The organism is Lujinxingia litoralis, assembly GCF_003260125.1.
Classification (GTDB): domain Bacteria; phylum Myxococcota_A; class Bradymonadia; order Bradymonadales; family Bradymonadaceae; genus Lujinxingia; species Lujinxingia litoralis.
In genome coordinates, this window is sequence record NZ_QHKO01000005.1 from 303,588 (window position 1) to 315,623 (window position 12,036).

General features: G+C 61.9%; 11 protein-coding genes and 1 other annotated feature (1 of these 12 cut by a window edge). Of the genes, 4 read left to right on the forward strand and 7 right to left on the reverse strand.

Going from position 1 to position 12,036, the window contains the following annotated elements:
• Window positions 1-41: 41 nt before the first annotated feature.
• A complete protein-coding gene (gene yhbY / locus DL240_RS12745; RefSeq protein ID WP_111730283.1) occupies window positions 42-401 on the forward strand; it encodes a ribosome assembly RNA-binding protein YhbY in 360 nt (119 codons plus the stop codon).
• A gap of 4 nt (window positions 402-405) precedes the next feature.
• Complete coding sequence (locus tag DL240_RS12750; protein WP_111730284.1) at window positions 406-1,041, forward strand: L-threonylcarbamoyladenylate synthase; 636 nt, start codon at window positions 406-408, stop codon at window positions 1,039-1,041.
• 98 nt (window positions 1,042-1,139) lie between these two features.
• Here DL240_RS12750 and DL240_RS12755 read toward each other — a convergent pair whose 3' ends face one another.
• Window positions 1,140-1,811: an SPOR domain-containing protein gene (locus tag DL240_RS12755; protein WP_111730285.1), complete on the reverse strand. Its 672-nt coding sequence runs from the start codon at window positions 1,809-1,811 to the stop codon at window positions 1,140-1,142.
• 167 nt (window positions 1,812-1,978) lie between these two features.
• Window positions 1,979-2,875, reverse strand: a complete 897-nt coding sequence (locus tag DL240_RS12760) for an NAD(+)/NADH kinase (protein WP_111730286.1) — start codon at window positions 2,873-2,875, stop codon at window positions 1,979-1,981.
• A 230-nt stretch (window positions 2,876-3,105) separates the two neighbouring features.
• Here DL240_RS12760 and DL240_RS12765 point away from each other — a divergent pair, with 230 nt between their 5' ends.
• The gene (locus tag DL240_RS12765) at window positions 3,106-3,438 is read left to right on the forward strand and encodes an SCP2 sterol-binding domain-containing protein (RefSeq protein ID WP_158542547.1); all 333 of its coding nucleotides are present in this window, start codon (window positions 3,106-3,108) and stop codon (window positions 3,436-3,438) included.
• Between the two features lie 130 nt (window positions 3,439-3,568).
• Window positions 3,569-4,750 carry a CaiB/BaiF CoA transferase family protein gene (locus tag DL240_RS12770; protein ID WP_111730398.1) on the forward strand — a complete coding sequence of 394 codons (1,182 nt, stop codon included), beginning with the start codon at window positions 3,569-3,571 and terminating at the stop codon, window positions 4,748-4,750.
• On the opposite strand, the gene DL240_RS12775 is transcribed toward DL240_RS12770, so the two are convergent.
• From DL240_RS12775 to gltX, 5 genes are all read right to left on the reverse strand, one after another.
• On the reverse strand, window positions 4,724-6,283 hold the full coding sequence (locus DL240_RS12775) for a hypothetical protein (RefSeq protein WP_111730288.1): 1,560 nt from the start codon (window positions 6,281-6,283) through the stop codon (window positions 4,724-4,726). The genes DL240_RS12770 and DL240_RS12775 overlap by 27 nt on opposite strands.
• The gene (locus tag DL240_RS12780; protein WP_146618277.1) at window positions 6,280-6,948 is read right to left on the reverse strand and encodes a hypothetical protein; all 669 of its coding nucleotides are present in this window, start codon (window positions 6,946-6,948) and stop codon (window positions 6,280-6,282) included. The genes DL240_RS12775 and DL240_RS12780 overlap by 4 nt, the downstream gene beginning before the upstream one ends.
• Window positions 6,949-7,108: 160 nt before the next feature.
• Entirely contained in the window at window positions 7,109-7,447 is a 339-nt protein-coding gene (locus tag DL240_RS12785; RefSeq protein ID WP_111730290.1) for an MGMT family protein, read from the reverse strand.
• On the reverse strand, window positions 7,444-8,328 hold the full coding sequence (locus DL240_RS12790; protein WP_146618278.1) for a hypothetical protein: 885 nt from the start codon (window positions 8,326-8,328) through the stop codon (window positions 7,444-7,446). Before DL240_RS12790 ends, DL240_RS12785 begins: the two co-directional genes overlap by 4 nt.
• 91 nt (window positions 8,329-8,419) lie before the next feature.
• Window positions 8,420-9,817: a glutamate--tRNA ligase gene (gene gltX, locus DL240_RS12795; protein WP_111730292.1), complete on the reverse strand. Its 1,398-nt coding sequence runs from the start codon at window positions 9,815-9,817 to the stop codon at window positions 8,420-8,422.
• A gap of 922 nt (window positions 9,818-10,739) precedes the next feature.
• Window positions 10,740-12,036 (forward strand) — a sequence feature (most likely nonfunctional fraction of RNA operon) (it continues 1,315 nt past the right edge of the window).

Consider the following 12,036-nt stretch of genomic DNA (forward strand, 5'->3'; position numbering starts at 1 on the left):
AAGGGCGCTCGATTTAACCCTCATTCCTGACAGGGATACGTATGACCGCATCGAATTCTTCATCTGGCGCCGGCCTGGTTCAGCGTCTCAGCCCCGGGCTGACCGGTAAACAACGTCGTCATCTGCGCACCCTTGCGCATTCGCTCAAGCCCCTGGTGTACGTGGGGCAGCGCGGTGTTAGCGACAACCTTATTGAGAACGTTCAGGCTCAGCTGCTGGCCCATGAGTTGATCAAGGTTAAGATCCATGAGGGCGATGGTCTGGCCGAGGCGGCCGAGGCCATCGTTGCGGGCACCGGAGCACAGCTCGCCCAGAAGATCGGGCACACCCTGGTGCTCTATAAAGCTCACCCCAAGAAACCCACGATTCGATTGCCGCGGGATGCCGCGGAGGGATCCTGACGCCATGATTATCCAGCTCAACGCCGAGCATCCTCAGCCGCGGCGCATCGCGCAGGTGGTCGATGTCCTCAAAAACGGGGGCCTTGTGGCCTATCCGACGGACACCGTCTACGGCATCGGCTGCGACATCTTTAATAAGCATGCTGTCGAGCGGCTGCAGAACCTCGTGCGTGAGATCAAGGGGCAGCCCGACCATAGCCCGCTCTCGTTTATCTGCCGCGATCTGAGCAACATCTCGGAGTACGCGCACGTCAACGACTTCGCTTACCGTACCCTGCGTCGCATGCTTCCCGGGCCCTACACCTTCATTCTGGAGGCGACGAAGCTGGTGCCCAAGGTCATGCTGAACAAGCGAAAGACGGTGGGCATCCGGGTGCCGGAGTCGGCGATTGCGTTGGCGCTGATCGAAGAGCTGGGCAACCCGGTGGCCAACACCAGCGCCACGCATCCCGATGGCGAGCTGATCCCTGATCCCTGGACCATTGAGGAGCTTTACGGGCACTCGGTCGATCTGATCGTCGATGGGGGCTACGTCTTCCCGGAGCCCTCCACGGTGATCGACTTCTCCGGCGATCTGCCGCAGCTGATCCGCAAGGGGAAGGGCCCGGTCGGGGACCTGGAATATGTGGAGCTGATCTGAGCGGCGTCTAATTGCCTCGGATGCCGAGGGATCACAAAAAAGCCCGCGCCTCCTAAAGGAGGCGCGGGCTTTTTTGTGGGAGGCGTTGTCTGGATTCCTCAGAGCGGCGTTACGAAGGTGCGCACATCGTGAGTACGTTCGGCCTGGGCCTGAAACGCTCGGGCCTTCTCTACGGTGGGAAACTTGCCGATGCGTACCCGGTAGAACTTGCCCTGCCCGGGGATGTCCGCTGCGATGACGTGCGGGGAGAGCCCCTGCGCGCTGAGGCGATCCATCTCGGCCCGGGCGCGCTCCATGGTCGGATGGGAGGCCACCTGAAGGGTGTAACGTGCGGCTTCCGCCGCGTCGGGCGCTGCCGGTTGGGCCGGGCTCTCAGCTGGCGAGGCTGCGCCTTGCTTCGGAGCGTCGGGTGCCGCCTGGGGCCGGGCAGCCTCCTCGGGCGCCGCCTTTGGGGGAGCCGCCTGAGCTGCTGCGGGCTTGCGGGCAATCAGGGGGCGAGCCTCGGGGCGGGTCAGGCTTTCGTAGAACGAGAAGATCGCGTCTCGGCGATTCTCTTTCGCGTCGTCCTGCGCGGCTACCTCGGCGACCACTCCCGTGGAGGCCAGCGCGGGCTGTCCCACCGAAATCAGCGGCGGCAGCGCGTCTTCAAGCATGACTCGCTGGCCCGCAATGAGCCCCGCGCTAAACACCAGGGAGAGCACTCCGGTGGCGAGGATGAGGCGGCCAGGGCTAAATCCGCGCTCTTGTTTGTGAGTTCTTCGTCGGCTCATCGTGTGTGTATCCAGATCGTCTCGATGGGTTGCGCCACAGTGACGCGGGGGCGCCACAGGTCACGTCTGGAGACGGTAGCACAGCGCGATCGGTCGACAAGATTTTTGTCAAGTTCGACGGATTCCCTCCTGTAAGGGCCGGGTCAGGCGCCCGCGGGCTGTTTAATTCACGCCGTGCGACGATCTTCTTCCAGCCCGTAGAGCGCCAGCGAGGGGGCGTTGTCGTCGATCGTCAGCGTGGCCCCGACGCCGAATTCCAGGGCCAGGTGCGGTCCGTCGAGAAAGATCCGTCCCTCTCTCATGCGGGAGACCACTTCGAAGGCTTCCTGGACGGGGACGATCCCCTTTAAAAAGCGGTAGCCCCCCTGACGTGGCGGGTAGGGCTCGCGCACCAGATACTGAAAGTTGTTGCTGCGAAAGGGCAGCACATAGCCGCCGGCGGAGCGAATGGCGGCGGTGGAGCCGGCCGGTGTTGAAAACCAGATCCCGCTGGATTTCTGGCCCTCCGGAGGGTGATTTCCGACCTTAAGAAGGTAGGTGGAGACAGCGGCCGGGTTGGCATGGGAGATGAGCACATCGTTGAGCACCGGCGGTCCGCGACGCTCGCCATCCAGACAGACATAGAAGCGTCTAAGTCGGGTGGGCTGCCACCGGGCTTCCAGCGTCTTCTCCAAAAGATGGGCAAACTCCGAGGCATACCCGGCACAGAAGTACCCCACGCTGGCGGCCGGGTCGCTGTTGATGGCGAGCATCGGCGTATCGTCGATCCGGTGAGAGAGATCGAGCACGGTGCCATCGCCGCCGGCGGCCACCACCAGGTCGAAGCGGCTCACATCCTGAACTTCCCCGCGATAGCAGGCCTCAAAGCTCAGTCCCTGGGCGCTCAGATGCTGGAGAACGGTGTCCAGGCTCTGCTGATGCGCCAGATGTGAGGCCCGGAGGCGGGCCACGCTGACATGGCCCTCATCAATGAGGTGGGCCACCGCCTGATCGCCCTGGTCGAGGACGTACTGCTCGTAGCGGCTCTTCTTATAGGCGACCAGAATATGGGGGTTGCCGGCCATCGTTTTGCCTTACGCTGCGCGTGGAGGCCCGGTCCTGACTTGCCCGGGCGCTCTCGGGTTATAAACTTCGCTCGCCAGCGCCAGCAAGCTCCCACCTTGCAGCGCTACGGGCAGCATGCTAGCACCAGTGCCGCTAAAGGATGTGAGTAAACGCTCAGGAGCCTTTGACCACCCCGGAGCGTCTTTAAGTACCGGTCGAACCTAACCCCTTGAATCGTCAGGAGCCCATGATGTCTGATCTGACTGCCCGCTCGATCTTCCAGGAAGTGCTTCCCGCCAACCTCAAGGAGAGCCCGGATAAGGCCAAGTCCACCAACGCCGTGTACGTCTTCAATATCACCGGCGATGATGGCGGCACCTGGACGCTCGACTTCACCAAGGATGAGGACTTCGTCAGCGAAGGCGAGAGCGCCGAAGCCGACTGCTCCATCACCATGAAAGACAGCGACTTTGTTGACATGTGGGAAGGGAGCCTCTCGGGTCCCCAGGCCTTCATGATGAACAAGATCAAGATCCAGGGGAACATGGGCCTGGCGATGAAGCTGCAGAACTTCATCGGCTGAGTCGGTCTCGACTCAAGGGCCGATGGCCTGATAAGCGCACCCGACAGCACGTCGGTGTGCGCTTTTTTTATGTGTTTTAGGTGTTTTAGGTGGAGCACACCCGGGCGCGGGTGGGCGAGGGGAGGCGATGATGGAAGAGAAGACCACAGAGAAGCCGGGGCCGCTGAGCGGCGTGCGGGTGTTGGACTTAAGCCGGCTCTTGCCCGGTCCCTTTGCCACACTTCTGCTGGCGGATCTGGGGGCCGAGGTGATCAAGATCGAAGATCCGCAGGTCGGCGACTACGCTCGCTACTACCCACCGCTGGTCGACGGGGTCGGGGCGCTTTACGCCAGCATCAATCGCAACAAGCGCTCGCTGGCATTGGATCTGAAGTCTTCCCGCGGCAGATCCGTGGTCCGGCAGATGCTCGGGCAGGTCGACGTGCTGGTGGAGAGTTATCGTCCCGGGGTGTTGGCCCGGCTGGGGCTGGCTCCGCAGGAGCTTCGGGAGAGCTTCCCGGAGTTGATCATCTGCTCGATCTCCGGGTTCGGTCAGACCGGGCCGGCGCGGGAGCGGGCCGGCCACGATCTGAACTTTCTGGCCCGCGCCGGGCTCCTGGGGCAAAACGCCGCCGCGGGGCAGTCGCCGGTGGTGCCCGGGTTCCAGCTTGCCGATCTGGCCGGCGGAGCCCTCTACGCGGCGCTGGGCATCACCGCGGCGCTCTACGGGCGCGAGCGGGGCAAAGAGGGCGCCTGGCTCGATATTTCAATGACGGAAGGCGCGCTGAGCCTTGTGGCACCGCTTGTGGCGATGCAGGCCGCCGGCGATCCGGTGCGCCCCGGGGCCGGACTGCTCAGTGGCGGGCTTCCCTGCTACCGGCTCTATCCGACGGCCGATGGCCGCCACCTGGCGGTGGCGGCCCTGGAGCCCAAATTCTGGGAGGCGCTGGTCGCTGCGCTTCACCTGGAGCATCTCAGTGGGAAGGGCATGCTCGGTGGCGAGGCCGGCGAAGAGGTCGCCCGGGAGCTCGGCGACCTGCTGGCCTCGGAGTCACTGAACCACTGGGAGCGGCTCCTGGCCCGGGTCGACTGCTGTGTTGAGCCGGTGCGTGACGTCGGTGAACTTATCGGTGACGCGATGCATCAGGCTCGGGAGGTCTTTTTTATGTTGGCCGGTGTCCAGCAGACGCGCACGCCCCTCAGCGCCCAGACGCTGGCCAGGGACGCGACGCCGGCGCCTCGGCGTGGCGAGCATAGCGAGGCGGTGCTCCAGGACTTTGGTTGGAGTACCGAGTCGATCGACGATTTAAGGCGTCAGGGCGTGATCGGGTGAGGCGGGACTCTTCGGCGGGAGCAACACGTCGTAGGCGCCTCCTCCGGGAATCCTGGCGAGCACACCGGCTTGCCAGGCGCTCCCGGGCCCCAGGGCTCGCCAGGTGGGACCGGCGCCCATCTGCGGAATTTCGATGAGCGTGGGAAACTCCTCGTCGTCCTCCCGAGCGAACATCTCTGCCGGGAGTTTACCCATGCGTACGTAGAGATCAGTTAGATCGCGAGCTGCGGCCGGATCGATGGGGGCGTCGAGCTCGTCGTAAACTCGTCTCAGGTAGTGGACTTCCAGTACTGGTGCACTAGCCGGCCCGTAGGTTGCCGCGGGAGCTCCCACCAGGGGGAGCGGGAGCTCATAGTACGTGGAGAAGCTCAGATAAGTCGGGCTCACCAGGGGCGGCAGCAGCGCGGCAAGCGTCGCAATCGCCGGAAGTGCCAGTGTGTGATCCAGACCCGCACGACGCTCCGGACGTCGGATGGCGGACCACCAGCGGGTCAGCCCGGTGCCGCCCAGGATGGCCAGGGCAGCCAGGGCCAGAGGTCCCATTTTTATGCCCCAGGGCCCTGGTGAACGTGCCAGCCAGGGAAGCAGGCAGGCAAAGAGCAGAAGTGCCACCGTGGTGCGCTGCCCCACGTTGCTGGCGAGGTTGCGCCACGGGCGGGCCAGTAGAAGCCCGGCCAGCAGCGGCAGCCAGACGGCCGGGGAGGTTTGGTCAAGCCACCAGAAGATTCCCATCGAGAGTGGTGGACGGGCCGGCGGATAGGTCTGTGCCCGATACGCCAGGTCGGGAGCATCGGCCAGCAGCGGCCCCAGAAAGAAGTCCGGGAGGCTGGTTTGAGGGTCGGGCCAGAAATGCGGGGAGCCGGCGAAGAGGGCCGCCCCAAAGATCACAATCAGCCAGCGGTTTAAGCGTAGGATGGAGCCGCCCCCTTCGTCGCGGTCGCCCAGGAGCTCGGTGGCGACCAGGGCCGTGGCGAGCGCAAAAGCGCCGAGCCAACTCCAGCCCAGCAGTGCCAGAATCAAGGCCGCCGCACCGATCCTCCAGGGCGCCATGGTTTCGGTGCTCCACAGCGCTACGAAGACAAGAATGAGGGTCACGACGATGGCGCCCGGATCGTGGGTCGAGAAGAGGGTAAGCCAGGGCATGGCTCCCAGAAGGCCGATCCCCGCGACCAGGCCGGCGATCGGGCCGGCAGCTCGCCGGGCAAGCAGTCCCACGCAGAGCGTGGCGATGACCCCGCACACCAGCCCCAGGTAGTGCAGCGCGATAGCGCCCTGTGCTGGAGCCACCGCGGTCAAGATGGCGCCAAGAACGTCAGCCGCGAAGATGTCGTCGAGACTCCAGAACGAGGCGAATTCGCCTTCACGCAAGGCGCGGGCACTCTGGTGGCTGCGCTCAATCCAGGCCAGCCCCTCGGCCGACGTGCCTCGGTAGCCCGTCAGCGCAAAGATCAGGCTGGCAAGGAGCGCCAGCAATGGGGCCCAGATCTTTGTCGCGGCCGAGGGGGGGATGTCGGTCGGAGGGGGCTCATTCATGGGCGATACTCAAACTGATAGCAGAAGTGGCGTCGGCCCGGGTTATCTGAGCTGATCTCCAGCGTGAGTTCCGACGGAGCCTCAACTCCGGGGAGCTCCAGGGCTTGCCAGCCGCGCTTATCGCGATGGGTATGTGTGAGCGTCTGATCGCCGATCTGGACACTTACGTCGACGGGCACCCCGCCGCCTACGGAGCTGTCACGAAGGCCGGTCAGCAGTGTCAGCATTCGTCCCCGTTCGTCGCGTGCCTGAACCTGGGGGTAGGTGATGCGTAGCGTGCGCCCGGGGAGCGGATGCGCCCAGATGCACTCTGAAGAACGCCCGCCTACCTCGACCTCCATCGGGCCCGGGCGCATCCAACGTGCATCCCCGCAAAGGGCAAACCCGGCATCGTCCCGCGGGCATGTCTCTTTCTGTCCATCGGCGGCAAGGGTGTGCACCGATGCCAGACCAAAGAGGGGGAGGGGGAGAAGTTCGGTAGGTTCCCAGAGAATCCAGTCATTGGAGGCGTGCAGCGGCGTCATCTCAGCACGTTCAAAACGCGTGCGATCGTTGGCGCCGCTTAGTGTCAGGGAGGGCGGAGGCCAGCTCGAAAGCAGAGCCACCGGGCGGTGGGCCAGTTCCGGATGCTGACGAAGCGCGCGGAATGCCTGGTGGTCGGTCACCAACAAAACCGGCGCAGAGGATGCGGCAAGTGCCGCAAGGGTCGGCGCAGACAAGGGGGGCGGCCTTCGCACGCCGGAACCCGCCAGGATCAAGGCAAGAACCAGTAGCGCGCCCGCCGTCACCAGCTGGCCGAAGGGGGTGAGGAGACGCCGAAAAGACTCAGTCCACATCCCAGAATACCTCCCGGGGAGCCCAGCGTACGCGTCTCAGGTCACACTGCCCCTGGTGAAAGGAAATGCCTTCTGCTTCGAGCAAGGCTCGCTGCAGCTCGGCGCGCCCGAGATCACCCTTAAATGAAATGCGTCCCTGCGCATTGAGGACCCGTTGCCAGGGGAGCTCGCCATAGTTCTCCAGCGAGTGACGCAGCAGTGTGCCGACGGCTCGTGCGGCGCGAGGGCTCCCGGCGTACGTGGCAATCTGGCCATAGGTTGCGACCTGCCCGTAGGGGATCTGGGTCACGAGCCAGTAGACCCGTTCGGCAAAATCGGGTTCCTTCATGGTGAAGGCGCCTCCACGACTTCATTGCCACGAAGGGCGAAGTCCTCGACCCAGCGCTTGAGTGGGGTGTGGTGTTCAGCGGAGGCAAACCAACGGGGGTGCCAGATGACAAGGTGGCGCCCCTGGCCTTGATCGAGCTTCGCAGCCAGAGTGACCGTCCAGGCGCGGGAGTGAAGCTGCGTTTGGAGACAGGACTCGCCACAGGGGAGCGCTTCACCGCTCCTCTCCAGGCTCGGATCGGCGGTGATATAGCGCCCGGCAAGCGAATGCAGATAGTCGTTCAGCGAAAGCGCATATGGCAGCGGCTCCGCCAGGGCAAACCCTTCTAAAAGTGTGGTGGGAGCGTTGAGTTCTCGCGTTGTCGCCGGCCTGGGACTCCCGGAGGCATCGACCTGAAGGAGCTCGACTTGCTCCGGAGCAGCAAGTGCTTGCCCCAGGCTGATGTCGGGTGACATGTGGACCACCTGTTGAGGCGTCGGCGAGAGTCCTGCAACCAGACTCCGCAGGGTCTCACGGATGGTCTGATCGGGATCGTTGTGGCGTGACGCCACCAGTGAGACGGCCCAGGTGGCATCTTGATCCGTGACGACAAGCGCAACACGCTGTTGACCGAAGTCGAGCTCCTGGATGACCCAGATCTCACCGGCGGTCTCATCGACCTCGTAGGTAAAACGATGGTCATTTTCGGCCAGGCCCTGCTTCTGCCAGTGCAAACGCACCGCCTCACCCGCGAGCGAAGGAGGGTAGGCGTGGGGGATCCGAAAGACGGCCGCCCGTCCCGGGCGGCCGTGTGCTTCGAAGACCGCCTGGGAGTCCGCCGGGATCGCCTCAAAACTCCGCGGCGTGCGCCAGCTCAAGGGCTCCGAGGGATGCGTCTGCACACTTGCGCACCCCATTCCGACGACCAGAAAGAGTCCGCTCAGAATGGAGCGCCTCGCAGATCGCGCCCGGGTTAGGCGGGGATACGCTGCGTCAGGCATCACCGACCCGGCTTTCGTAGTAGGTAACTCCCTTCTTAAGGCGAGCCAGCGCGACATCACGATCGAAGGTGGCGACGAGTTCGTAGACCGAAGGGCTGTTGGTTGCGCCGGTCAGCGCGATGCGCGTGGGCTGGGCAACCTTGGCCATCCCGAGTTCGAACTCTGCCATGACCTCTTTGTAGACGGCTTCAATTGTTTGCGGAGTCCAATCGCTGAGTGCATCAAGGCGCTCCACCAAGGTGCGGAAGCCCGGAAGTCCCCCGGGTTTGAGCCACTTCTCGGACGCCTTCTCATCGTAGGTCACCTCATCCGAGAAGAAGTAGTGGCTCGCCTCGGTCAGCGCGACCATCGTGTTCGCGCGATCGCGCATCAGCGCTGTAATGGCGATGAGACGCTCATCAACGTCCACATCGTAGCCGGCCTCCTTGAGGTAGGGGAGCCAGCGGCTGGCGAGTTCCTCCGGAGCAAGACGCTTCATCCACTCGGCGTTGACCCAGAGAAACTTGTCCTGGTCAAAGCTCGAAGAGCTACGCCCCACATGATCGAAGCCGAAGTACTGCTCGAGCTCCTCCATGGTGAAGATCTCCTGATCGCCGTGAGACCAGCCCAGACGACTGACGTAGTTGACGATCGCTTCCTTGAGAAAGCCCATCTCTCGGTAGGCCTGTACCGACATGGAGCCCTTACGTTTGCTGAGCCCGTCGATAAGCGGAAGGTGCCCAAAGGTAGGCGGCTCGTAGCCAAGCGCCCGGTAGACCGGAATCTGGCGGAAGGTGTTGTTGAGATGGTCGTTGCCACGAATAACGTGACTGATGTCCATGGTCGCATCATCGACGACGACCACGAAGTTGTAGGTCGGCGAACCGTCGCTACGCGCGATGATGAAGTCGTCGAGCTCCTTGACATCCACCGTCACCGTACCCTGGACCATGTCAGTGATGGTGATGGTCCCCTCCAGGGGCATTTTGATCCGGACGACGAAAGGCTCACCTTCGGGATAATCGCTACGATCGCGCCACTTGCGCGAATACATCGGCTTGCGGCCCTCGGCGAGAGCTTTCTCTCGGTCCGCTTCAAGCTCCTCGGGAGTGCTGAAACACTTGTAGGCATGCCCTGATGCAAGCAGTTCTTCGATCTTCTCGTGATAGATGTCAAAGCGCTTGGTCTGGTAGTAGGGGCCTTCATCCGGCGGCATTCCCAGCCAGCTCATCGCGTCCAGAATAACTTCGGTATACTCCGGCTTGCTGCGCTCAAGGTCGGTATCTTCGACACGAAGCACAAAGGTGCCGCCCTGATTCTTGGCAAAGAGGTAGTTGAAGAGCCCGGTACGCACGCCTCCCATATGAAGGTAGCCGGTGGGGGAGGGCGCGAAGCGAACGCGAACAGTCATGGGGTGCTCCGTCGAAGCGGGGAAATTTGTATAAGAGAAAGGACGGCAAGGCCTTAGGATTTGGCGTATAGAACGCTCGATTGCTCGCCGTTTAAAAGGCTCAGCGGGTTCTAACACGCGTAAAAAATGGGGGTCAAGCCAGGGGCCTGAGTGCCTTTGTTAGCGCCCTCTATATAATAAGGCGTCAATTGCTCCTCTGACTCCACTTCTACGAAGGCACGGGCACTCCCGGAGCGAAGTGAGAGGGGTTTCCTGTGGAAAACTAATTCCGCAAAAGTCCTTGACGCATCTCTCGCGATCCCCCATAAAGCGCCTCCCTTCGGGGAGCGGCCCTCGCCGGTCGCGATTCGAAAGGAAGTTGAGGATGCAAAACATCTTGACGAGGAGGTCGGCACTGAGTAAAACGCCCCTCCGCTCAACGCGACGCCAAAACGGGCCGCAGCGAGCAACGTCGAGAAAGTTTGAAAAAAAACATCTTGACAGCAGCAAACGCGGCACGTAAGTTCCGCATCCCTCGACGGGGCGCCAAAGTTAAAAAGGCGAAACGCGAGGTTCAGTCGAACGAGAGTTCGACGCTCTTTGAAAAGTTCATAGGAATCCAGACAGGACGCGTTAAGTGTCCTGCTGACAGCAAGCGTTTTTACAAGCAAAAGTCAAATTAGAGCTTATGCTGTGCAGGCGGGTTGAAGATAGATGACGTGAGCGTGCGAAACTAACAGGTTCTCGCCAGGCGCATCTATCACGAGCGCGAGGTTTTATGTGGTGCGGTAAAGACATGGTCCGGCAGGGCTGTATCGGGCCGCGTATATGGAATCGAGAGTGTTCGTTAAATAAAATCAACACCGATACAACCTGCACTTATAATGTTCACCGAATACGCCTCGATTGCTTAGATGCAATGAGGTCGGTGAAGATACCAATCAAACTGGAGAGTTTGATCCTGGCTCAGAATGAACGCTGGCGGCGTGCCTAACACATGCAAGTCGAGCGAGAAAGGGACTTCGGTCCTGAGTACAGCGGCGAACGGGTGAGTAACACGTGAGTAACGTACCTTCAGATGGGGGATAACCACTCGAAAGGGTGGCTAATACCGCATAAGACCACAGCGCCTTTGGGTGCAGAGGTCAAAGCCTTTTAGGTGTCTGAAGATCGGCTCGCGGCCCATTAGGTAGTTGGTGGGGTAATGGCCTACCAAGCCACAGATGGGTAGCTGGTCTGAGAGGACGATCAGCCACACTGGGACTGAGACACGGCCCAGACTCCTACGGGAGGCAGCAGTGGGGAATCTTGCGCAATGGGCGAAAGCCTGACGCAGCAACGCCGCGTGTGTGAAGAAGGCTCTCGGGTCGTAAAGCACTGTCGGGAGGGAAGAGTGCCCGGGCTTGTCCCGGGAGAGACGGTACCTCCCAAGGAAGCACCGGCTAACTCCGTGCCAGCAGCCGCGGTAATACGGAGGGTGCAAGCGTTATTCGGAATCATTGGGCGTAAAGCGCGCGCAGGCGGCCATGCAAGTCTGACGTGAAATCCCGGGGCTCAACCTCGGAACTGCGTTGGAAACTGTATGGCTTGAGTTTGGGAGAGGTTCGTGGAATTCCAGGTGTAGGGGTGAAATCCGTAGAGATCTGGAGGAACACCAGTGGCGAAGGCGACGAACTGGACCAATACTGACGCTGAGGCGCGAAAGCGTGGGGAGCAAACAGGATTAGATACCCTGGTAGTCCACGCCGTAAACGATGTTCACTAGTTGCCGGCCTAATTGAGGGTCGGTGACGCAGCTAACGCATTAAGTGAACCGCCTGGGGACTACGGCCGCAAGGTTAAAACTCAAAGGAATTGACGGGGGCCCGCACAAGCGGTGGAGCATGTGGTTTAATTCGAAGCAACGCGAAGAACCTTACCTGGGTTTGACATCCCGCGAAGAGAGGGTAATGCCTCTTGTGCCCTTCGGGGAGCGCGGTGACAGGTGCTGCATGGCTGTCGTCAGCTCGTGTCGTGAGATGTTCGGTTAAGTCCGGTAACGAGCGCAACCCTTGTCCTTAGTTGCTACCAGTTCGGCTGGGCACTCTAAGGAGACTGCCGATGTGAAATCGGAGGAAGGTGGGGATGACGTCAAGTCCTCATGGCCCTTATGCCCAGGGCTACACACGTGCTACAATGGCTGGTACAAAGAGACGCAAATCTGCGAGGATAAGCAAATCTCAAAAAGCCAGCCTCAGTTC